General features: G+C 68.8%; 22 protein-coding genes and 2 pseudogenes. 8 read left to right on the plus strand and 16 right to left on the minus strand.

What is annotated here, in order from left to right; all coding sequences use genetic code 11:
• Nucleotides 1-86 precede the first annotated feature (86 nt).
• From ACFYY7_RS37975 to ACFYY7_RS37990, 4 genes are all read right to left on the minus strand, one after another.
• Complete coding sequence (locus ACFYY7_RS37975; RefSeq protein ID WP_388668643.1) at nucleotides 87-755, minus strand: macro domain-containing protein; 669 nt, start codon at nucleotides 753-755, stop codon at nucleotides 87-89.
• A gap of 569 nt (nucleotides 756-1,324) precedes the next feature.
• Complete coding sequence (locus ACFYY7_RS37980) at nucleotides 1,325-1,924, minus strand: DUF6518 family protein (protein ID WP_388668646.1); 600 nt, start codon at nucleotides 1,922-1,924, stop codon at nucleotides 1,325-1,327.
• Between the two features lie 65 nt (nucleotides 1,925-1,989).
• Nucleotides 1,990-3,102 carry a phosphotransferase family protein gene (locus ACFYY7_RS37985; RefSeq protein ID WP_388668649.1) on the minus strand — a complete coding sequence of 371 codons (1,113 nt, stop codon included), beginning with the start codon at nucleotides 3,100-3,102 and terminating at the stop codon, nucleotides 1,990-1,992.
• Nucleotides 3,103-3,118: 16 nt separating this feature from the next.
• Nucleotides 3,119-4,240 carry a hypothetical protein gene (locus ACFYY7_RS37990; protein ID WP_351262802.1) on the minus strand — a complete coding sequence of 374 codons (1,122 nt, stop codon included), beginning with the start codon at nucleotides 4,238-4,240 and terminating at the stop codon, nucleotides 3,119-3,121.
• Between the two features lie 385 nt (nucleotides 4,241-4,625).
• On the opposite strand from ACFYY7_RS37990, the gene ACFYY7_RS37995 reads away from it, so the two are divergent.
• From ACFYY7_RS37995 to ACFYY7_RS38025, 7 genes and pseudogenes are all read left to right on the plus strand, one after another.
• The gene (locus tag ACFYY7_RS37995) at nucleotides 4,626-5,282 is read left to right on the plus strand and encodes a DUF5701 family protein (protein WP_388668652.1); all 657 of its coding nucleotides are present in this window, start codon (nucleotides 4,626-4,628) and stop codon (nucleotides 5,280-5,282) included.
• 141 nt (nucleotides 5,283-5,423) lie between these two features.
• Complete coding sequence (locus ACFYY7_RS38000) at nucleotides 5,424-5,966, plus strand: SMI1/KNR4 family protein (RefSeq protein ID WP_388668655.1); 543 nt, start codon at nucleotides 5,424-5,426, stop codon at nucleotides 5,964-5,966.
• A 3-nt stretch (nucleotides 5,967-5,969) separates the two neighbouring features.
• The gene (locus ACFYY7_RS38005) at nucleotides 5,970-6,206 is read left to right on the plus strand and encodes a hypothetical protein (protein WP_388668658.1); all 237 of its coding nucleotides are present in this window, start codon (nucleotides 5,970-5,972) and stop codon (nucleotides 6,204-6,206) included.
• Between the two features lie 143 nt (nucleotides 6,207-6,349).
• Nucleotides 6,350-6,615, plus strand: a pseudogene (locus ACFYY7_RS38010) (hydroxymethylbilane synthase); the annotation flags it as partial.
• A gap of 163 nt (nucleotides 6,616-6,778) precedes the next feature.
• Complete coding sequence (locus tag ACFYY7_RS38015; RefSeq protein ID WP_388668661.1) at nucleotides 6,779-7,039, plus strand: hypothetical protein; 261 nt, start codon at nucleotides 6,779-6,781, stop codon at nucleotides 7,037-7,039.
• 130 nt (nucleotides 7,040-7,169) lie between these two features.
• Entirely contained in the window at nucleotides 7,170-7,616 is a 447-nt protein-coding gene (locus ACFYY7_RS38020) for a DUF6083 domain-containing protein (RefSeq protein WP_388668664.1), read from the plus strand.
• Nucleotides 7,617-7,772: 156 nt separating this feature from the next.
• Nucleotides 7,773-8,045, plus strand: coding sequence for a DUF6225 family protein (locus tag ACFYY7_RS38025; RefSeq protein ID WP_388668667.1), 273 nt, complete (start codon nucleotides 7,773-7,775; stop codon nucleotides 8,043-8,045).
• 305 nt (nucleotides 8,046-8,350) lie between these two features.
• Here the strand turns inward: ACFYY7_RS38025 and ACFYY7_RS38030 are convergent, their stop codons facing one another.
• From ACFYY7_RS38030 to ACFYY7_RS38050, 5 genes are all read right to left on the minus strand, one after another.
• Nucleotides 8,351-9,262 carry an SDR family oxidoreductase gene (locus ACFYY7_RS38030; RefSeq protein ID WP_388668670.1) on the minus strand — a complete coding sequence of 304 codons (912 nt, stop codon included), beginning with the start codon at nucleotides 9,260-9,262 and terminating at the stop codon, nucleotides 8,351-8,353.
• Entirely contained in the window at nucleotides 9,259-9,558 is a 300-nt protein-coding gene (locus tag ACFYY7_RS38035; RefSeq protein ID WP_388668673.1) for a TetR family transcriptional regulator C-terminal domain-containing protein, read from the minus strand. The genes ACFYY7_RS38030 and ACFYY7_RS38035 overlap by 4 nt, the downstream gene beginning before the upstream one ends.
• A gap of 517 nt (nucleotides 9,559-10,075) precedes the next feature.
• Nucleotides 10,076-10,903: an enoyl-CoA hydratase/isomerase family protein gene (locus tag ACFYY7_RS38040; protein ID WP_388668798.1), complete on the minus strand. Its 828-nt coding sequence runs from the start codon at nucleotides 10,901-10,903 to the stop codon at nucleotides 10,076-10,078.
• 212 nt (nucleotides 10,904-11,115) lie between these two features.
• Nucleotides 11,116-11,721 carry a GPP34 family phosphoprotein gene (locus ACFYY7_RS38045; protein ID WP_388668676.1) on the minus strand — a complete coding sequence of 202 codons (606 nt, stop codon included), beginning with the start codon at nucleotides 11,719-11,721 and terminating at the stop codon, nucleotides 11,116-11,118.
• Between the two features lie 580 nt (nucleotides 11,722-12,301).
• A complete protein-coding gene (locus ACFYY7_RS38050) occupies nucleotides 12,302-13,048 on the minus strand; it encodes an SDR family oxidoreductase (protein ID WP_388668679.1) in 747 nt (248 codons plus the stop codon).
• 297 nt (nucleotides 13,049-13,345) lie between these two features.
• Between ACFYY7_RS38050 and ACFYY7_RS38055 the strand changes: the two genes are divergently transcribed.
• Nucleotides 13,346-13,522: a hypothetical protein gene (locus ACFYY7_RS38055; RefSeq protein WP_388668682.1), complete on the plus strand. Its 177-nt coding sequence runs from the start codon at nucleotides 13,346-13,348 to the stop codon at nucleotides 13,520-13,522.
• A gap of 16 nt (nucleotides 13,523-13,538) precedes the next feature.
• Here the strand turns inward: ACFYY7_RS38055 and ACFYY7_RS38060 are convergent, their stop codons facing one another.
• The 7 genes and pseudogenes from ACFYY7_RS38060 to ACFYY7_RS38090 all read right to left on the minus strand — a co-directional run.
• Complete coding sequence (locus ACFYY7_RS38060) at nucleotides 13,539-13,922, minus strand: hypothetical protein (RefSeq protein ID WP_388668687.1); 384 nt, start codon at nucleotides 13,920-13,922, stop codon at nucleotides 13,539-13,541.
• Nucleotides 13,923-14,612: 690 nt separating this feature from the next.
• A complete protein-coding gene (locus ACFYY7_RS38065; protein WP_388668690.1) occupies nucleotides 14,613-15,821 on the minus strand; it encodes a hypothetical protein in 1,209 nt (402 codons plus the stop codon).
• 1,305 nt (nucleotides 15,822-17,126) lie between these two features.
• A complete protein-coding gene (locus ACFYY7_RS38070; RefSeq protein ID WP_388668693.1) occupies nucleotides 17,127-17,594 on the minus strand; it encodes a MarR family winged helix-turn-helix transcriptional regulator in 468 nt (155 codons plus the stop codon).
• Between the two features lie 393 nt (nucleotides 17,595-17,987).
• Entirely contained in the window at nucleotides 17,988-18,278 is a 291-nt protein-coding gene (locus ACFYY7_RS38075; protein ID WP_388668696.1) for a hypothetical protein, read from the minus strand.
• A 210-nt stretch (nucleotides 18,279-18,488) separates the two neighbouring features.
• Nucleotides 18,489-18,908, minus strand: a complete 420-nt coding sequence (locus tag ACFYY7_RS38080; protein ID WP_388668699.1) for an SRPBCC family protein — start codon at nucleotides 18,906-18,908, stop codon at nucleotides 18,489-18,491.
• A gap of 50 nt (nucleotides 18,909-18,958) precedes the next feature.
• Nucleotides 18,959-19,969 (minus strand): aldo/keto reductase, encoded by a 1,011-nt coding sequence (locus ACFYY7_RS38085; protein ID WP_388668702.1) that lies wholly within the window; start codon nucleotides 19,967-19,969, stop codon nucleotides 18,959-18,961.
• A 561-nt stretch (nucleotides 19,970-20,530) separates the two neighbouring features.
• A pseudogene (locus tag ACFYY7_RS38090) lies at nucleotides 20,531-20,656 on the minus strand (oxidoreductase); the annotation flags it as partial.
• Nucleotides 20,657-20,676 lie beyond the last annotated feature (20 nt).

Below are 20,676 nucleotides of genomic sequence, written 5' to 3' on the forward strand. Positions count from 1 at the left end.
AGGGCGCCCCGGCATGCTGAACAGATGCGGCAGAGTCGTCGCCGGTGTTTGCGCCCTGGGCGGCACCGGCCTGCGAGGTCTTCGGGTCAGTGACGAAAGGAAGGCCGCTGCGGCACGCTGATCCGGACCCGCCGTGCGGACCCCGCTCCCTCGATGTCGTCGAGCTGCCCCAGTACGGCGGCCCGCAACTCGTCGTAGTCCGCAAAACCGTGGTCGTGGAAGAGGGTGTAGCCCGTCCACATCAGGTTGGCGCATACCTTCGCGGGCACCTGACCGGTCTGCGCGCCCATCCCGACGAGGGCCACCGACCGGATGCTGCCCGGCTTCGCCCGGTTCTGCAGATGCACCGCCTGGAAGGCGGCCGCGCAGGCCAGGGCCACGTTCATCGTGTCGCTGACGTTCTGCGACGACTGGCGCATGGTGGGCGTCGAGATCAGGTACCGGGGTACGTCCGCCCCGGACGGGACGCACACCGCGCTGCCCACCGGCAGCCGTCCGCCGAACCGGTCGCGGATCGCCCGCTGCACCCGCACCTGGATACCCGCACCGAGGTACCGCTTGACGACGGCGTCGACCCCACCGTCCATCCGGCCACGCTCGTTGGTGGGGGAGACCCAGGCGTCGGCGTCCACATCAAGAAGGGACCCTCGCCCGATCCGGACCTCCGGCGTGTCCGCGAACGCGGACCGCCAGGCCGTCACCACCTCGTCGTTGACGTCGACCAGGACGACGCTCAACGCATGCCTGACACCCACGAATTCACCCCTCTCACCCCGTGATCTCGAACAGTTCCGAAGCTACCGCGCGCCACTGACAATGCCGTTCGACAGGGGCGTCCGGGCAGGGGAGCAGGGGTGCGGGTGCGGGGGAAAAAAGACAGACACACGGACAAGTGAAGGCGACCGGGCGGTGGTGCCGGCCACCGGGCACTCCTGCTGCGGAGCCGCAGGGACGAGGCCGCCGCCAGACGCTTCTTCCGCCGCCCGACGCAGAAGCTTCCGCTGCTCCGTCGGCGCACCCCAGCAACCCTGGTCGCGTTCAGCGGCATCCCACCCCACTGCCGACCCCGCCGCCACCTGATGGCAGCCCCGACCACCGAGCCGAGATGCCCGTCCGCCTCGCCGTCCGGGACCAGATCACCAGCGCTCCCAACCACTCCACCACAGCCTGACCCCAGGCCTGAAGCACAGGCTCACCACGCCCCGACGGCGTCAGGTGCTGCAGGGCACCGCGGCTGCGATCACCCTCACGACCAGGCGACTCATCCGACAGAACTCCGCGGCAACCCGCCCGTGACCTCCGTAGTGCACCGCTCGTCAGCTTGTCAGCCGGACTGAACACACTGCACGGATCGCGCAGCTTGTCTATCGGCCCGGAAACGGTAGACAGCGCAGCCGGCACCGAGCACAGCGGCCGTCCAGACGATGACCTCGGCGAGAACGATCGCCGGAGTCAAGGTGAGGTGCGGCCGAGGCGGCAGCACGACCATCTGCACGGCAGCGCCCACCGGAACCACCAACGCTGCAAGCAAGCCGACCAATCCAGGCTGCCTGATGGCTGCACCCACCACACCAAGGACCAGCCCGAACGGCACACCCACCACCAACCAGCTGACCATATCCGTGTCGGCCCCCGAGACGAAGGAATCCGTCACGTAGTACGCCACCGTGGCAGCGACCAGCGCCAGGGCCCCGACCAGCGCACCCCGGACCCATGTCCCGGCCAGCCAGCCCATCGCCACCGCCAGTGCGGCCCAGGACCAGCCTGCGTCCACCAGCAGGCTGAGCACCTTGGCAGCCTTGGCCCAGACGGTGCCTGTGAGAGGCATTCCTAGATCCGCATATGGCGACGAGAGCGCGTTCACGAGTGAGGTGGCCGCCCCAAAGCCCACGCCGACGGCGAGGCTTCCCACTATGATCTTCATACCGAGAGGGTAACCAGTGTGCCTGGGCAGGGTATCCAGCACGCCTGGGCACTGAATGATGCCCACTACCAGTAGCGGCCCTCCGTCATGGCCTTCAGCGCCGCCCGGTTCATGACCAGGTCATCGGTGGCGGTCGGCGCCGCGACCTCGCCGAAGTGGATCTGCCGGTAGCCGACTCGCAGCATCACGATCGCGTGCCGAAGGCAGGCGTAGAGCGTGTGGAAGTCCATGTCCCGCGGTGTGTACCCGGTGAGCTTCGCGTACCGCTCCTCCACCGCGGCCCGTTGGAAGAACCCCGGCAGTCCCTCCTGACCCAGTGCGACTGTGAGGTCATGGAAGAAATGGTGCAGGTAGATCGCCCACGCGAGGTCCAGCTCCCGTGGCCCGAGGGCGGCCATCTCCCAGTCGAGGACGGCGGTGGGCTCGAAGCCGTCATAGATGATGTTGCCGATCCGCGCGTCGCCCCAGCTCACCACGGTCTCGCCCTCGTCGGCCGGCCACAGCTCCTCCAGCCGGGCGAAGGCGGCCTCGATGACGGGTGAACGCGGCCGGCCGTCGACGACCCAGCCGTAGTACGTCTGCAGGTCCTCGACATGCCGCCGCAATGGGCTGCCGCTTCCCCGCCCTGCGAGGAATCCCGCCTCCGACACAGGCACCTGGTCATGCAGTCGCGCCAGGATGGAGACACTGGCGTGCTCCAGCTGTTCGCGCTCGGCGTCCGTGGCGGCGTGCAGCCAATTGCCCTCGTAGGTGTACGGCATGACGTCCGGCGGCACACGCCCCTCGACGCGCTCCATCACGAAGAACTCCGCGCCGAGGTGGGCGGGGTCGGTCTCCAGCCAGTGCACGGCGGGCACCGGCAGGTCGGTGTGCGCGGCGACGAGGCGCATCACCCTGTACTGGCGGGTCATGTCGTAGAAGGGGAAGACGGTGTACGCGTTCGGGTCCGCGGCCAGGCGCAGGACGCAGCGGCGGACGGGGGGCGGCGCGGCGGTTCCGTCCTGCTCGATGTCGAAGAGCAGGGTCTCGCTCGACATGCCGTTGGAGTCCGGCACGATGACGGCCGTCGGGCGGGCTCCGGGGTGGACGGCGGCCAGCCAGGCTGCGAGCCGGCGGGTGAGTTCCTCCGGGTCGCGGGTGGTACGCCGGATCCGGGGTGCTTCGGGGTTTGCAGCCATACGAGGTCTCCGTACGTCAGGGCGCCACCGAGTCGTAGCCGGTGAAGCCGCTCGGGTCGTGGCGGCCGAACGTGCCGTGCTCGAAGATCCCGTAGCCGGTGGCGCCGTCGAGGGTGAAGCGGGCGGCGTGTTCAGTGACGCCGAATACGGCCATGGGGTGCGCAGACAGGTTGGCGAGGTCATAGCTGCGTCGGTCGATCCAGTCACGGCCGTGCCACGTCCCGTGGCTCCAGTCGTCAGCGGGTGGGTAGCCTGCGCCGACGGCCAGCGGGGAGGAAATCAGGATCTCCGCGGTGAGCTCGATGTCCTTGCGATTGCGGTCGGCGAGATGAATGACCGCGCGTTCGGGGTGGCGGGTACCGGAGCGGTACGTGATGTCCGGCTGAGGCCAGCCCAGTTGGGTGTCGGGGCGGCCGCCGCGTACCTCGACGGCGTCGCTGAGGGTGCGGTAGCCGTCGGGCTCCTCCTGGACGATCACCATCAGGAACCGGTCGTCGAACCGGACGGGGCACCACAGCCAGTGGAAGCCCTCAGGGACGTGCTCCTGCCCCGCGCGTCCGCCGTCCTCGCCGGGGATGGGCCGCACGCCCCAACTGCGGTCGCGTGTGCCGGTCCACTCGTCGGCGGTGACGGTGATCTCCTCGCCCTTCGCGCGGATCACGCCGGTCACCGTGCCGGCCTGAACGAAGCGGCGGCCTTCCAGAGTGAGGCGGTTGCCGCGGCGCATCGTGTGGTGTGGCTCCCACAGCGGCTCGAAGGCCCCCTGCCAGCTGAGATCGTACGACAGGCCGTCGGGGTCGGCCGGGTCGGCGGCGCAGTGCAGCGTGAAGCGCTTCAGCGGCTCGTCGACGGTGATGCGGAGCGGGCCGACCTCCATCCGCATCCGGTCCTCGGAGAGGGCGTCGGAGGCGCGGACGGCGAGGAGTTCGTCGCCCAGACGAAGCGTGGCGAAGGCGTCGATCACGCCGGTGTTGGGGTAGACGCCCAGGCCCAGGACGAGCAGGGCGCGGCCGGCGTGGTCGAAGACGTGGAAGATGCAGCGGTCGTAGGCGTTGCGGTCGCTGGTGGCGATGTACCGCATGGAGAGCGGTACTTGGTGCACGGGGTATTCGTCGAGGGCTACGGGGCGTTCGGGCACGAGGGCCTCCGGCGGGGCTCAGCGGGGGCTTGCACGAGAGCTGACGATACGTCAGATCAATGGTCATGGCCAGGGGAATCCGTCATGGTGAGCCGTCGAGACCTGGAAGCATGGCAACAGCACCCACCGCGAATCCAGTCGGGTGCGTGGGTGCGTGGGTGCGGGTGGTCCAGGGTGCTGGAGACGATGACGCTCGAAGGCGGAGACTGCGGACTGGTCCGCCCTCGACCGCCCGAGGCCACTGGGCTTCACAGGCCAATGAAGTTGCGTTACACGATTCCGAGGGCGTCGCCTGTCGCAGCACCGCCACGCAGGGAACAGTCCGGTGGGCCGTCTCGTTCTGACCTCAGGCCCACTGCCCCGAACCGTGAACCGAAGGAGTGCCTTGTCCGACACCGCGTCCACCGTCACCGCGTCCCCTCTCCCGCCGCTCGCCACCCAGGCAGAACGCCTGATCGAGCTCGGGGTGCACAAGGTTGCGCGGCTACCCGCCGACGACCTGCGCACTTTCGCCGAAAACGCCGGCCACGGAGACGGTGACACGCTCCTCGCCGTCCACCCGGACCGAGCCCCCGCGTCGGTCCTGGCACCGCTGATCCGCCGTGACGGCAAGTCCGGCTTCGTCGTCTCCGACATGTTCGACGTCGACAGGTTCGCCCCCTGCGCCGTCGAACTGCCCGACGCTCCTCTCTACCTCATCGCCGGCCTCGACCGCGGCGACCACATGACCAATTGGAGCCCCGACGAGGCGCTGCCCGCGCTCACCAAGGCGGACCGCACCCCGCTGCTGCTCACCGAAGGCATCCATTGGGTGCTGCAGCAGCCGGCGGTCCTTGAGCGCAACCGCTGCTTCATGACCGTCGGCTCCCGGCTGCGCAAGGCCAACGGCACCATGGATGCCCGCACCCCGGCGATCTGGATCAGCAACGGCACAGGTCGAGACGGCCGCGAGCGACGCGACGCCCCGAAGGTCGGCTGGTGCTGGTGGGGCAACCGCCACACCTGGCTGGGCATTGCCTCCGCTACGAGCCGCAGGGATTAGGGCTTTGCATGAGGTCGATGGGCGATGGGCGTTCCAGCTCCTTCCTGTCGATATGAGTCCAGATGAACCTGTGGCGTGCCAGAGCTCCGAGGGGAACCGCCCTGCCGGTGGGCGGGGAGGCGTGCGGCCGTCATCCCGCCAATGAAGGAGACGCTGCACGCCTTGGGGACGGGCCGCTGCGACCGTGGCCGGGGTCCGTCGCAGAATGGAGCCATGGAACTGGAACAGGGGGAGCAACCTGTAACGGATGACGAACTCGACGCCTTCGAGCGGTTCGTGGGCCGGCCCCTGCCGCAATCGTTCCGGCGGCACTACCGGGTGAGCAACGGCGGGTGGTTTCCCGCGGAGGCCTCGAACTCGCTGGGGATTCACGGCTTCAACGCGATCGTCCGCGGCGCGCTGCCCATGGAGACACTGATCGAGGACATGGACTTGCGCCACGACGGGCGCGTCGACGCGCTGCCCTTCTGCTTCGACGCGGGCGGGAACCTCTTCATGCTGGTCCTGGACGCCGAACGGTACGGGTGCGTCGATCTGTGCTTCGCCGACGGATGGGCCCAGGAACCGACCGGCCTGGACGCCGAGACGTTCTTCCGAATCCTGCATGCGGACCTCGGTCCGCAATCGGGTCCGGACTCCGGGAAGGCGGGCCCGGGCCCGGGGAAGGGCGGGGGCCGGTCATGAGGGGTGAAGCGGATCAGGAAATCACCAGAACGCTCACCTTCCCATAGGCCTGACCACGGGCAGTGCGCGCTGCGCACCCCGACCGGAGAGATCGACCTCACCGCGACTTTTCATGCGATGCAGCAGATGGCCGTGCAGCGCGCTGAGGTCGGCGCGGACGTCGTCTTGCCCACCTCGGTGCTCGATGGATCGGTCCGAACGGTACGTACGCGCTCCACGACGCCGGGCCGCGGGACGTAGGCGTGAACTCCGGTCTCGCCATCCACACAGCCCTGTACGGGCCGTTCAAGACATTGATGAAGACGGGACCCTGCGGTCGGCACCCGGATCGGAACCTCCTCCGTACGACGCATCGCCCAGTCGGCCGCATCCCACCAGCCCACCCCGCCGCACACCGTGAGACCACCGCCGAGCGGATGTTCCTCCACGTACTCCAAGGCCACTGCAACAGCCCATCGCCGGATACACCCATGTCGAAGGCAACGGCGAACTGCCCCTACGGGCTGAGGTCTTCACACCCGACGACAAGACCGTCCTCATCGCCCACGAATGGGCCGGCCCCCTCGACCCCGCCACCCTCGGTACCTCCGTAGCCGTCAGCCTGCTGCACCAGGGCGCACGCGATCTGATCGACGACATCACGCACTGACGTTGACTTCCGACCGGGCTCCTCGATACCTCACCGGATTCAAGCCGCTGTTGTCGCGGGCCCAGGTACGGCATCCAGCGCCAGGACCCGAACGCAGCGCGGCGAACTCCTGGCCGCGCGGGTGCGGGGCGCTGCAGGTGACGGTGGCCGCCGGGATGTGACCGTGGACATCCACCGAGACGCAGGCCCCACCACGAGCGGGCCGGGCGGGCAGACCGTGGTCGAGATCAGTCCCAGGACCACGGCCAGGGTGCCACGTGACCTGCCGGCCCTGAAAGACCCGCTCGTCCGTTCCGAGCCGTACGGACAGGACGGCGGCAGCATCCGTACTGTTGCCCAGGGGCACGGCACCGCCGTCATCCTTCTTGGCCACGACACGCACACGCTCACCGTGCCGGCCATTGCGTATGCCGGTTCAGCCTGACACCGCGAAACCTCTGCGCCGATGTACGCCTCACAAGGCGCTCCACATCACATTGATCCCATATTTCCCCACTTCGCATGGCTGGATCGCGCCCTACCCGCTTTGATGGCCCGTCCGGACCCTGAGAACCATGGGGGATACCGAAAGCACGTCAGGTCCGCACGCTACCGACAGCGCGTTCCACGCCCTCCACGCCTGCCACGCCTTCCCCGAAGGTGCTACGGCTCCACGACCGCCCGCCCCGCCCGACTGCCCGTTCTGCGAGCTCCCGCAGGAGCGCTATTCCACCCACTACGACGGTCACTGGGTTCTCCTCGAACCCCGCATCATCGTCCCCGCCCACACTGTTCCCCCGCGCCGGCGCTGGATCATCACCCCCGACGGAGCCGCCATGAACTTGTGGGACGCCGAACCTCTCCCCGGTACCTGGTGCAGGATCGCCCACCGCACGGTCTGCCCCTGTCTCCAGCCCGAAGACTCCTGGCCTTGGACCACCATGCTCCGGCAGGAGAACGAACGACGGGCACAACGTCTGTTCAACCTTCCCGAAGACTGGGGCCTACCTGGCACCGGCTGACCCCGGCCGGCCGGTGGCGTCTGGCGCGGCTGGGTTCGTTCGCCGTCGGCGGCGTCTTCTTCACGCCAGCCCCTGTACCCCCGGACCAGTGCTCTGGTCCGGGGATACAGCCATGTCATCACCAGGACTCCGAGCCGTTTCCTGCATCCTGTGCCCATGGCCGATACCTTTGACCACGCCCCGCACGTCTGGAACGCGGCACAGCTCCGCGAAGCGATCAAAGACCTGCCCGACGACACGCCCATCCACATCGGCGTCGCCGAAGACCCTGGCGACTTCGACGGGTACCGGGAATCCGTTCTCGTCGACGCCCATCATGTCGAGAACTGGTGGCAGGCCACCTCGACCGGACCGGAGCGCACAGAGACCGAAAAGGCGATGACCCTCTTCGCGGACTGGACGGCCGGCGAGTACAGCGTCCTCGAATGAAGCCCGCCGCAGGGCTCAATCGCGCTGCGGATGCAGAGGCCGACCAAGGCCCTGTCCGAGTGACTGGGTGTCGCGCGCCGGACGGTGGGGCGCTACCGCTCAAGGGCCGCACGTGGCGATCTCGGCCTTGCCGAAGAGGACCCGGCAGAGGTCGGACTCGCCGCACTCGGCTCCGTGCGGCTTGCGGCCGAACTCGGCGGCGTCCGGCATCTGTCTCGTTCCGCCATCTGCCGCCCCGGCGCCGTACTGGACCTCACCGGCTGCGGCTCCCGTCGCTCGCGCCTGATGCGAGAAACCCGCAGGAGTTACAGCGGATCCCCGAGCGGCCCAAGCTCCTCTTCCAGGGCATTGGCCCAATGAGCTGGCCAGTCTGGTTGGCTGCCGTCCGCATCGGTGAACCCGTACTCCTTGTACAGGCCCCAGGTGGCCAGGGCCTGCCCGGTCCTGGTCATGATGTCCGGGTCCGCGGCCAGGGCGGCGACGGCCCGTCCCAGGTAGGTGGGGGTTTCGGAGTGGGCGAAATTGGGGTCCTTGGCCGCGCCGTCACGCCAGTTGGCCTCGGTGACACCGAAGCCCTCCAGCATCGCCTCCGAGCGTAGGAAACCGGGAGTGATGGCCACCGCCGCGACGCCATGCTGCTCCAGCTCCGCAGCCTGGGCCACGGCGAGGCGGATCACGGCGGACTTCGCGAGGTCGTAGAAGAAGGAGCCCCGGTACCGGGCGGTGTTGCCATCGGTGACCTCCACCACCAGACCGCTCCTACGGGCCACCATCAGCGGAAGCGCGAACCGGCTGGTGATCACATGGGTCTCCACCGCCTGCCGGAGCAGCCGCAGCCCGGTGTCCAGGTCCTGCTCCCACAAGGGGTGCTCCCAGTCGGTCAGCGGGTCGCCGCCCCACACGGAGTTGACCAGAATGTCGAGCCGGCCGTTCTGCTGTGCCGCGATCCGGTCGACCAGAGCACGGACATCCTCTGGGCGGCTGTGGTCGGTGCGTACGGCAATTCCGGTACCACCGGCGGCCGTGATCTGCTCGGCGGTCTCCTCGATGGTCTCCGGACGTTCAAGATCGGATCGTCCGGCTCTGCTGCTGCGGTCGGTGACGTACACGATGGCGCCCGCCGCCCCGAGTTCAACGGCTATTCCGCGCCCGCCGCCCCGGGTGCCTCCCGCGACCAGGGCAACCTTCCCGGCCAGCGGCTGTTTGGCACTTCTCATGATTCCTCCAAATCGGAGCTCTCGCTGGGCGGGATGTGAGGCGACACAAGGGTGTTGATTTCTCGTCGGAGTCGCTGCGGCAGCATGCCCTGACGGTCCAGCGCCCAGGTCAGGCCCGCACCGGCGATGATCGCCTGGACGGCCCCGGCCAGGGCTGCCGTATCTGTTCCGGCCCGGAGTTCCCCCGAGGACACGGCAGCGATCAGCAGCTCCTCGATCGCCCTTCCCTGTGCCTGGTGGACGGCCAGGGCGTGCTCGTACAGCTGCGGATCGGTCAGGTCCAGAGGGCCGGGCACGCAGACGGAAGCTGATACGGCTGCATGTGCTGGTTCTGGAATGAGCGCAACACCTCCATCCCGGCGATCGCGCCCCCCGGGCCAGGCGGAGGCCGCGGTCTGGAGATTCTGGACCAACGGGCGGGTTGGCCCCGCGGAACGTACGAAGTGACCGCAAGGCCTGTCCCATGAGCACCGTCCTGTCAGGGCACACCTGCCCGACTGTACGAGCAGCAGCTGTTCACGGCCCGGCGAGCCGCTGCATACGTGCTTCCCCCCAACCGGCGGGCCCAGCGGGTGAGCCCACGGTTCTTCGGGTTCGCCGTTGCTCCCGCAGGACAGCTCCCGGCCGTCCAGGAGCCTTGTTGATCCTGATGCGACGGCGTACGACGCGGTCCCGCTGCCGGCGGACACGGCATCGGGTCCGCTCGGCACTGCTCGGCGAGCTCGCTGACGCGTTTGCGGACCTTGCCGAGCCATGTGCCGAGCCCGGACTGTGGGCCGATTGGCGATCGGCGGCCTATCTGTCCCATCGCGCTCACAGCTCCCCGAGCACCGCGCCGTACTCGAGTTCGGTGCGGGAACGCTTTTGCAGCCCGCGCCGCATGAGGGCGCCGACCCGGGCTGCGCCAGCAGGGTCACGTGCCAGGACCTGGAACTGGGCTGCGTCGACCTGGACATCCTCCTTGGGCGGGAGACCCGCCGCGTTGATCCGGCGCTTGGCCAGCCGCACGGCCGCCTCCGGGAATCTGGCGATGCGCTCGGCGAGGCGCTCGACGTAGGAGATCAACTCCTCGTCCGGCAGAGCCTTGTTGACCACGCCGATGCGTTCGGCCTCGCGCGCGTCGAGGTCCTCGGACCCCAGGATCACCTGCATGGCCTGGCCGCGGCCGGCGAGCCGCACGAGCTGCTGCACCGCGCCCGCGCCGGGGAAGACGCCCGTGCCCACCTCCGGCTGGCCGATCACCGCACGCTCAGCGGACGCGAACCGCATGTCGCACGCATACAGCAACTCCGCACCGGCGCCGCGAGCCCGGCCTTCGAGGACCGCGATCGTCACGGGGCGCGTCTCACTGAGCCTGCGGAACAGCGTGCCGAGGCTGCTGTCGTCGGGCCCGCCGGACGTCGCCGCCACCGCCGTGTACTCGGCGATCCGCTCAAGGTCCACGTGCGAGATGAAGAAGTCGGAGTCCCCACTGCGGAAGACGACGACCCGCACACCGCCCTGGGCCTCGGTGTCGTCGAGCAACGCGATCAGGTCGGCTACGAATCGTTCGTCGATCAGGTTGATCGGGGGATTGTCGATCGTGGCCCAGAGGACCCCGTTACGCAGTTCCGCCCGGATCGTCGAGTAGTTCCAAGACAGGGTCTACGGCTCCTCTGTCCGGCGGCTTTCCCGGACCGTTCCAGACGGTGATCTTCGGCGGTTCGCGGTTGGTTTCACCGCTGGGGTCGCTGATCGGAGCCGGTCCCTTTCTGGACCGGTCTTGTTCCCAGGGCCCCGCCGAGTGAATGGCTGCTGCGAGTCGAGCGGTCCTGGTGCTTGTGCATCGAAGAACTCACCGCCCCGCATCCCGGTCACGGCTCTCGCCAGATGTTGTCGAAGGCCGCCTGCTCGATCTGCCGTCGTTGCCGTACGGCTGCGAGTTCCGTCACTGCTTCGTTTACGGCGGCCAGCACAGTGACGAGCGCGTCGGCACCGGGACCCTCGAAGTCGTCGGCCGGCTCGTCGTGGACCCCCACGGCAGCCGCGAAGCCGGCGAGGGCGGGCTCGCCGGACGTCCAGCGCTCGACCGCGTGGCGACGGGACGGTGACTCGGCCGGCGCTGTCCGGTCGAACCTGCGGGGAATCCAGCGGTGCCGTTGCCGGGTGATCGTCCCTTCCGCCTCCAGTGCGGCGCGATAGGTCTCGGCCAGGCCGCGGCCTCGCCGCCACAGCCAGTCCTCGACGGACTCGTACGGCGCCTCCTGGTCGAGCGACGACACAGCCATGTCCAGCAGTCGATCGCCCATGGCCTGCTGCGGGCCGGGCACGATGCGATCGCCGTCAAGGGTGACGGCGCCGGCGTTGACGAGGTCGGTGAGTTCCGCCCCCGCGAGGGCCAGCGAGAGGTCGCCCTGTTCGACGGGACGGTCGGCTGCGAGGTCCAAGGCAGCGATCAGTAGGTCCTTGGGCGTAGTCATGTCGGACTCCATGTCAAAGGCACTGGTGGCGACATGCTGCCGCTCCTGTCCGGGGCCGGGGCACTCTCCGCCGGTGCGGCATGTACCACCATCACCATGTGGTGGGGAAGCCGATGCGCAGCAAAGGGGCGGTAGCGGCAACGGAACCTCGGGGTATCGACCCGGCCGACCACCACCCGCGCGGCCCGCCCGCCACGAGGCACGAGTGTGGCCAGGATCGTTCATGCACTCAAAGTAGCATTTATATAACAATATGTTACGTAATGGTCCGCCCTCATGGCTAGTGCCCACCGCGGACCAGGGCCTTCCAAGTCACCGCGATGCGTGCCGCGGAAGTGGACCCGTACGGCGTGCGGCTGGCGCAGGACGGCGGCGGTGTCGAAGGCGCAGGCAGCCGCGCGCTTGCGATTGGGTTTCTCTCCCGGTTCCGGGCTCCCGCATCGCCCGGCTGCTGTGCTCTTCGCCGCGGTCGTTCGGCAAGGCCCCGCCGAACCAGCCGCCGCCGTGGTCGCGGCCGGAATTTCCTGAGCCGGAATGTCGAAGGGGGGCATGCCCCTGTGCCGGGGCATGCCACGGGAGCTCATGCCTGCTGGGTGAGCCAGTCGCTGAAGCGGGTGCCGGCGGTCTGCGCGCCGGGGCCGGGCAGGAGCGTGGTCTCCTCCAGTTCGGTACCGAAGTACGTGGCGTGCGGATCGGTCACGACGGTGCGCGGGTCGTTCTCCGCCACGAGGCGCTTGCGGATGATCTCGTCCAATCGGAAGGTGTCGGGGCCCGCCACCTCCACCACCCCGTTGACGGGGGCGCCGAGAGCTGTGCGGCCCACCGCGTCGGCCACGTCGTCGGAGTGGATGGGCTGGATCTTGACCGGGGCCAGACGTAGGGTGTCGCCGTCGGTGGCCTCGTCGGCGATGCCGTTCATGAACTCGAAGAACTGCGTGGCGTGGACGATGGAGTACGGAATCCCGGACGCCTTGATCAGCCCCTCCTGCGCCTGCTTCGCACGGAAGTACCCGCTCTCCTGGAGGCGCTCGGTGCCGACCACCGACAGGGCGACGTGGTGGGTCACACCGGCCTCGGCCTCCGCCTTGAGGAGATTGGCGGTCGAGGTACGGAAGAACTCCATGACGGCGTCGTCTGCGAACGAGGGGGAGTTGGACACGTCCACCACCACCTGGGTGCCCTTGAGGACTTCGGCGAGGCCCTCCCCGGTCAGCGTGTTGACGCCGGTACTGGGCGCGGCCGGCACTGCCTGGTGGCCGTGCTCGTCGAGCTTGGCGACCAGCTTTGAGCCGATGAGTCCGGTGCCGCCAATGACTACGACCTTCATGATGGGAATCCTCTCGGGAGACTCTTTGGATGCGCACGCGTGGGCCTGAGGGCCGACGATTTCGGCATCGGCGTATTTCTGTCTGCATCAAGTAGTGACCGGACGGGCCCTGTGTTCGTGAAGGCTGCCCGGAGGATTCTCGAAACTCTTATTTTCGGTTCGCCGGGCAGCCTTTGCCTGCCATCGCCGAGTGGGACATGTACTTCGAGCAGCCTTCGGCCGAGACTCCGCCGGTTGAGTTTCCTAGGGTGGGCGTGGCCGGAGTGGGGCACCGCCCCCTTGAACGATGGTGTCGAGGTGTTCGCTCTGTCGAAGCGGCTGACCCGGGCGCCGGCCAACGCGAGCTCTGCCGAACTCGAAGGGCTCGCAGGCCGCTGGACCACGCGGCTCTGGTCCGAGGACGGGGACGACATGACCGACGATGATCTGCAGCGGTCCTGCAGGGAGTTGCCCGGCTCCCGGCGTCTGCGGTGAACACGGGTGGCGGCCTCTACAGCTGGACCTTCTTTGAAGGCGGCTCGCGTTTGACGCCGCTGCACGCCAGGAGCTCGGTCCCAGTGGCGTCGAAGTACAGTGTGAAGTGCCACGACCGGTCTGCTGCGTCGATGATGCCGGTGCGCAACTGTTTGTCGCGGTGCTGAGCCAGGATCTCAACGGTCTCGTCGAGGCCGAGGGTCGTCAGGCCGATCTTCAACGACCGCCTCAGCCTCGTCGCAGCGATGCCGGCGACCATCCAATGGGGAGCCTCGTTGTCCCAGACCATCACCTGGCCGCCGGCGGCGATGGCGTCGCGTGCCGCCTTGCAGGCACGGGTCTGGTCGGTGAGCATCGCGGCGATGTCGGGCTGACTTGGGCTCTCGTCCTCGGTGGCCATGCGGTGACGGTAAGGGGTGAACGCGGGTGTTGCGACAGGATTCGGCGTGCCTGCTTGGGGCGCTGGGCCACTCTGCGCCTCCTGCGGTACAGCCGAGTTGTGTACGCCCCGCCCGCGTCTGCCGCACGATCAAATATCTGAACCTACCGACACGGCCCCGTGACATCGGGCTCTCCACGGAATCGGGACGATGCGCGGCCCTGCTCGACCTCTGCACGCAGCTGCCACGAGCGGTCCTTCGGCGCCTGCTCGGCATCAGCCCCATGACTGCCGAGCGTTGGGCCGCCGGAGCCGTCAGGACCGCCTACGCAGCGGAGGCTGCCCGTCGATCATGACCCTACTTCGCGCCGACGGCAGCAGCCTGCGTGCGGCAACGTTCCAGCCCTGCCATTACCCCTGCCTGGTCTGCTCCGTCCTTGTTCGCCAGCCGTAGCCATGGCGGCCCAGAAATCGGGCGGCGAGCCCCGCCCGTCCCGGAACCGGGTTTTGGCGAAGTAGAGGAAGATCTTCGTGAGCTCCCCGGTGCGAAACCACCCGAGCAGGCCGCCGGGACAGCCTCCGCGGGTGCAGCATGAAGCCACCCAGCCAACGGGGTGTGAAGCGCAGCAGAGCCGGATCACAGCCCCATTCCGCACACTCGAGGTCCGAAGCTACCGATAGCGGGGCCCGGTGGTTGGGAACCGTTTCTGTCTACAGGCGGGAGGTCTGCGGGGTCACGGTGGGGCGGGGTGCGCGGTCGAGGTCGGCGAGCAGGCGTTCGGCGTCGGTCATCAGTGATCCGTATACGTGCCAGGCACCGGGCTCGGTCAGGGTGCCGTGCTCGATCTCGCGGGTCATCATCGTGTGCCACTGGGCTGCGTCGTCGATGGCCCGGCGCAGTCGCTCGCGGGCTTCGTTCTCGGCCGGGCTCTCGGACGGGCCGGGGACGGCGAAGCATGTCACCGCCTCGCCCGCCGCCTGCAGGGTCGCCGCGTAGTGGTCGAGGAACATCTGCCCCGGGCGGTGGTCGTCGACGGTGTCGGCCAGCGTCCGGGCGATGCCGCGGACCTGGAAGGTGATCCGGTGCAGAGCGCGCAGGGCCTCGCCGTGGCCCGAGGGCTCGCGTCGTCCGCGTACTGCGACGCACCGCGTGTTCCAGCGCAGGCTCTCCTGGCTCTCACGAACGTCCTCGTGCGCCCGCACCGCCAGGTCCTCCAGGCGCCTGCCCCTCTCCAGCCAGGTGTCCGCGCGGTCGGCGTGCTGCCGGTCCCTCAGCCCCCGGCCCATGTCGACGAGCAGTTCTCCCATGGCCACGGCCAGACCGCGCACCGCGGAATCGGAGGCGCTCAGGTGCACTGGCGGCAGAACAAGGGCGTTCACCGCGACCCCCACCACCGCTCCGGTCAACGCCGCCAGGGTCAGCGCGATCACATGGCCCACGGGAACGGCCGTCGCCGCGGCCAGGGCCAGCACCGCCGTCGAGGCGACCTGCAGACGGCCGTCCGAACCCCGCCGCCCGGCAACGACCAGCGCGATCGCCGGGATGGCGGCGGCACTCCCCGCGGCCGGGCCCAGCAGCCACACGACGGCCACGGCCACCACCAGCCCGGCCGCCCGGGCGGCCACGCTGCGCAGCGCCTGCGTCACCGACCGGTAGACAGTGGGGGCGCTGACCATGGCCAGCGAGGTGGCCACGGCGAGATACCGCTGCTCCCCCGGCAACCACCACGAAGCGGCCTGCCAGGCCAGGAGGGCCGCGATCAGGACCTTGACGGTCCGTACCACTGCCGGTCGTGTCGTCGCGGATCGAATCGCCGCAGGCCGTACCGACCGGACGACTCGCGGCGGCCACCATGCCCGGCCCGCGTTCCGCCACCACACGGCGACGGCCTGACCTCGCGCCAGGGCGTGTGCTGTCATGCTCTCGGCTCCTGCTTCATCCTTCATCCGGGACGGCGCTGCGCCGTTCATCCGATCGGCAGCCGCCTGCGTACCCCTTTCACGGAGCGCTCGGCGGCCCTGCGGCCCGGAACGGTGATGCCCTCGCCGCGATGACCGGGCCGCTGTCGTGCGACAGCGGCCCGGCGATACGGGCCGCAATGAGACATGACGACACTACTGGTAAATATGTTGAAAATTAAACTTCCAGTGTGTGGGGTATGTCATGACCGCCGAGAGTCTGGGGCGTGGTTCGGGCCCGGTCGATGTCGCCGTGCTTCGGGATTTTGAAGCCCACCGCTCACCGGCGTTTCGCCAACCGGGTCCGGAGTCGACCCCCCAAGCCGAATCGCATCGGCCCGGGCCTCTCGAACCGGCATTCGCTCGGGGGCTGATGGCCCTGCGGTGATTCAGTCCTATCTCGCCGGAATTCCATCGGTCCCTCGCCCATGAGAAGTTGCGTATGCGTGCAGGCGGATGTGCTTCGCGGTTGTGATCGTGGTCGTTGGAACGCTCGCCCTGGGGGCGTTCGCCGTACCGACCGCGCAGGCGGCGGACGCCGGTGTCAAGGTGCTGAACCTGGTCCTGGGCAAGGGTGAGCCCATCATCGTGCTCAACCGCAGCACGCGGCACCCGGCTGGAGCGGCGGTACGTACAGGCCGACCGCGGTGTCAGTGCTGGGAACGGCCGTTCCACCACTCCGGCCCTGCCGGGTTTCCAGCCGTGACGGCACCGCTTCCCGCGTTCGGCTCTGCGCGGGGGAGAGGAGAACGGGCCGGTATGCCGAGGACAGGGGCTTCGGTGCAGGCGGACGGCGGACGAACCGGACCGGATTTGGTGACGCGCTTGTGATCCCGTTTCGGTCCGGTCGGTCACCGGGGTGGCCGGTCCTGTCCGTGCACGACGGGTGCTGTGACCGTGTAGGTGCGCCGGGTGGTGGTCGTCGCGGTTGGACGCGTGGTGAAGCTGCAACGGATCGTGCGCCGGGACAAGATCGACTCGGTGCGTCACCGGCGCGCGATGATGCTGCCAGCCTCGGCCTCGGCCTTCGTTCCGGCGCCGAGCCCGTCCTGCTGGACGTGTCCATCGATCTGTCGGTGCCGCTTCCGGAATCCTTGAAGCAGATCGCCTGATGCTGCGGTTGTCCGGCAGGTTTCCGGGCGGGGCCGTCGGCGTTCGCGGACGGGTTGCGGGCCGCATGACCAGGTGATCGTCCGACCGGTGGCTGTACCGTCCCCGCGTACTGCTGGAGTCGGTCGCGCGGGGAGGTGATCGGGTTGCTCGGGCCTACGGGCGTCGCGACGGAGCTTCCACTGCTTCTACCGCCTTGACCAGCGAGGACAGTTCGGGGTTCTTGGCGGCCTCGTCGAGGGCTTCCCGGAGGGCGGTGTCATTGGTCGGCCGGGCTTCCTCAAGGAGTTTCAGGCCGGCCTCGGTGACGTTGGTATAGATGCCACGCCGGTCGGTCGGGCACAGGTATCGGGAGAGCAGGTTGCGGTCTTCCAGGCGGGTCACCAGGCGGGTGGTGGCGCTCTGGCTGAGTATGACCGCGTCGGCGACCTGCTTCATCTGCAGATGCCCGCCCTCGCCGTCGTGCTGGCGGCTCAGTACGTCGAGCAGTGAGTACTCCCGGACGCTCAGCTCGTGCCTGGACTGCAGGGCGCGCTCGATGCGTGCCTCGATCTTGCCGTGCAGGAGGGAGAGGGCGCCCCATCCGCTGGCGAGGGCGGTGAGTGCTGGGTCTGTGGCGGTCACGGGGTCCAGGTCTCCTTCCGGGTGTGACTGGAGTACAGGATAGACCATGAAGTGAAATATTGGCTAGAGCTCATATAGAGCTAATGCAACCATTCGCGAATCGGTCGCGGCCGCCGACCACGGTGGTCGGTGCCTGCGCGCGCGGTCTTCTTCCAGTCACATCATCCTCACGGGGGCGGCCGGCCGGACTGCCACCCGGCGGCAGCAGCGGGCTGGTCCTCGCGCTGTGCGGCGTTCTGCTCGTCCGAGTGAGTGTGCCTGGCGAGACATCGAGCGCGGGGCGGGCCGGGAAGCGATCGGCGGACCCGCCTGCATGGCATGTTCCGAGGGGTGTATCCCAACAGGAAAATGGAGAGCGAGCCGGTGAGGGGCAGGGTGTTGTCCGCCGCTCGGTCATGAGTGGTGGTACGGGCGAGGGAGGGGGCCTCGCTGCCGAGTTCGGCGACGGCGTGGCGTGGCGTGGCGTGCCCAGTGCGGGTTGCGCAGGAGTTCATGTCCGAGGAGGACGGTGTCGGCCTGGCCGGAGGTGTTGGCGTCCTGTGTTTGGTCGGGCTCGGTGTTCAGGCCGACGGCTGTCGCGGGCATGCCGGTCTTTTTACGGACCCGCTCGGCGAAGGGCACCTGGTAGTGGGGTCCGGTCTCGATCTTCGCGTCGGGCGCGTTGCCGCCGGTGGAGATGTCCACGAGGGCGACGCCCCGGGCCTTGAGCTCCTTGGCGAATCGGAGGGTGCTGTCGGCGGTCCTCCGGCAGCGCAGCGATCCGTTCCGGCGCCATGTGTTGGACGTGGCGGCCGTCGCGGTGGGTGACTGTGCGACCCGGTCACACCGCAGCCCGGGTATGTGGGGTGCGTACCTGGGCTGCGCGGTGGGGCCTGGTGATGGATGGCCCCGGTGTCAGGCCGTGAGTGTGTTGTGGAGTGCGTCGAGGCCGTCGCGGTAGATGCCGGTGAAGAGGGCCGTGACTTCGTCGTCGGTGGCGTTGTCGGGGTTGAAGCGGCCGGACCACTGGACCTCGGCGATGTCGTCGCGGCCGGGAACGGTGTGGACCCGGATGGTGGAGACGTAGCCGTTGACCGGGAACGGGGCCTGGAGGATGGCGTAGCTGTAGTGGCGCTCGGTTTCGTTGAAGTCCACGAGGCGCTCGATGATGACCTCGCCGTTCGGGTTCTTCAGCCGACGGACCCGGCCGCCTGCGAGCGGGGTGCTCTCGGGGATGTAGGGGAGCCAGTCGGGCAGGGCGTCGAAACCGCCGATGAGGCTCCAGACCTTGTCGGGGGAGGCGGGCACTATGCGGCTGACGGAGGTGGAAGCCATGATCTTTCTCCTGGATCCTGGTGCTGTGGTGGGGGTTACGGGGTGTGTGTTCAGGCGCCGTTGGGCAGCGGGGCAGCCGGGCTCACCAGGCCGGCGGTGCGCAGCTCGTGCCAGAACGCGGCCGGGACGGTCTCGTTCAGGGCGGCGATGTCCTCGGCGATGCGGCTGGGCCGGGTCGCGCCGGGAACGGTGGCGGCGGTAACCGGGTGGGCGAGGGAGAACTGGAGGGCGGCGGCCTTGATGGAGACGCCGTGCTTCTGGGCCAGGACCTTCAGGCGGGAAACCTTCTCGACGATCTCCGGCGGGGCCTGCTGGTACTCGAAGTGGGCGCCGCCGGCGAGCACGCCGGAGCTGTAGGGGCCACCGACGACCATGTCGACGTTCTGTTCCTGGGCCATGGGCAGCAGCCGCTGCAGGGCGTGCTCGTGGTCGAGGAGGGTGTAGCGGCCGGCGAGGAGGAATCCGTCCGGCTGCGGCTCGTCGAGGGCGAGGGTCAGCTCGATGGGTTCGGTCTTGTTGACGCCGAGGCCCCAGGCCTTGATGACGCCTTCGTCGCGCAGCCGGGACAGCACCCGGAAGGCGCCGGTGCGGGCCTCCTCGAACTTCTGGAGCCACAGGTCGCCGTGGAAGTCCTGGGCGATGTCGTGGACCCAGACGATGTCGAGCCGGTCGGTGCCGAGCCGCTTGAGGCTGTCCTCGATGGAACGCTCGGTGGCCTCGGCGGTCCACACGTGGAGCATCTTGTTGGGATTGCCGTGCTCGAACAGGCCGCCCTTCTCGCCGAGGTCGCGGGCGCCCTCCTCCAACTCGTCGAGGATGACCCGGCCGACCTTGGTCGACAGGACGTAGGCGTCGCGGGGCTTGGTGGACAGGACTTCGCCCAGGCGGGACTCCGAGAGGCCGGATCCGTAGAAGGGGGCGGTGTCGTAGTAGCGGATGCCCTGGTCCCAGGCGGCTTCGACGGTGGCGCGGGCCTCCTCGTCGGGGATCGCGCGGAACATGTTGCCGAGCGGGGCGGTGCCGAAGCCGAGCTTGCCGGGAAGGATTTCCTTGAGGGTCATGACGGTGCCTTTTCGATCAGTGGGGCCGGGGTGCGACGGCATCCCTGGCGCGGGGCTGAGGCATGAGCGAACGGATGCCTCCGTGGTTGGCGGCTCTGTCGGCGGAGTCGTGGCAGTGGATGCACGGTGGCGTCCTGCCGGAGCCAGGTGTGCGGCGCAAATAGATGCGGAAGCACTTTACGAGTAATAACAATAATTGCAGACGCTGGGTAATGCAAGTGCTGCCACACCGAGACCGGTCGATCCGGGCGCCAGGCCCATGAGGCACAGGCCTTCCCCGCCCTCACTCTCACCCGGCACGGGGGCTTGCAAGCCGAAGGCGGCCGCACGACGACCGCCCGCCCGCGCCGACGATGGCGTACGGCATCCCGCAGGAAACGCCGCGCGCGTCGCCCTTGCCGTCCGCAACGGCCCTGCGGCGGGACGCGCTGCCGATCGTGTCGACGGACGCGCCGAGGAGGGCGAACCGGAGGCAGCGGACCGGCGCCGTGGACCACCTCGTGCGCGCGTCGGGTGCGAGCCGTCAGGCACGGGTATGGGACAGCACGCCGGATGCCCGCTTCAGGGGACGATCGTGGGGACGAGGTCGCCGTCGGCGCCGAGCGCCCTGCCCGTGGTTGCCGAGGCCTGTTCCGACGCCACGTACGTGATCATGCTGGCCACCTCGTGGGGACGGATCAGGCGTTTGAGCGGGGCCCGGACGCACG

The sequence above is a fragment of the Streptomyces sp. NPDC001933 genome, from assembly GCF_042890955.1.
Taxonomy (GTDB): domain Bacteria; phylum Actinomycetota; class Actinomycetes; order Streptomycetales; family Streptomycetaceae; genus Streptomyces.

What these genes read in the sequence shown, in the direction of transcription:
- ACFYY7_RS37980 (WP_388668646.1), bottom strand. Translation starts at nt 1,924, where the DNA reads ATGAAGATCATAGTGGGAAGCCTCGCCGTCGGCGTGGGCTTTGGGGCG.
- ACFYY7_RS38020 (WP_388668664.1), top strand. Translation starts at nt 7,170, where the DNA reads ATGGGGGATACCGAAAGCACGTCAGGTCCGCACGCTACCGACAGCGCG.
- ACFYY7_RS38025 (WP_388668667.1), top strand. Translation starts at nt 7,773, where the DNA reads ATGGCCGATACCTTTGACCACGCCCCGCACGTCTGGAACGCGGCACAG.
- ACFYY7_RS38080 (WP_388668699.1), bottom strand. Translation starts at nt 18,908, where the DNA reads ATGGCTTCCACCTCCGTCAGCCGCATAGTGCCCGCCTCCCCCGACAAG.
- ACFYY7_RS37985 (WP_388668649.1), bottom strand. Translation starts at nt 3,102, where the DNA reads ATGGCTGCAAACCCCGAAGCACCCCGGATCCGGCGTACCACCCGCGAC.
- ACFYY7_RS38000 (WP_388668655.1), top strand. Translation starts at nt 5,424, where the DNA reads ATGAAGGAGACGCTGCACGCCTTGGGGACGGGCCGCTGCGACCGTGGC.
- ACFYY7_RS38060 (WP_388668687.1), bottom strand. Translation starts at nt 13,922, where the DNA reads ATGGCCACCGAGGACGAGAGCCCAAGTCAGCCCGACATCGCCGCGATG.
- ACFYY7_RS38065 (WP_388668690.1), bottom strand. Translation starts at nt 15,821, where the DNA reads ATGACAGCACACGCCCTGGCGCGAGGTCAGGCCGTCGCCGTGTGGTGG.
- ACFYY7_RS38085 (WP_388668702.1), bottom strand. Translation starts at nt 19,969, where the DNA reads ATGACCCTCAAGGAAATCCTTCCCGGCAAGCTCGGCTTCGGCACCGCC.
- ACFYY7_RS38050 (WP_388668679.1), bottom strand. Translation starts at nt 13,048, where the DNA reads ATGAAGGTCGTAGTCATTGGCGGCACCGGACTCATCGGCTCAAAGCTG.
- ACFYY7_RS38030 (WP_388668670.1), bottom strand. Translation starts at nt 9,262, where the DNA reads ATGAGAAGTGCCAAACAGCCGCTGGCCGGGAAGGTTGCCCTGGTCGCG.
- ACFYY7_RS38045 (WP_388668676.1), bottom strand. Translation starts at nt 11,721, where the DNA reads ATGACTACGCCCAAGGACCTACTGATCGCTGCCTTGGACCTCGCAGCC.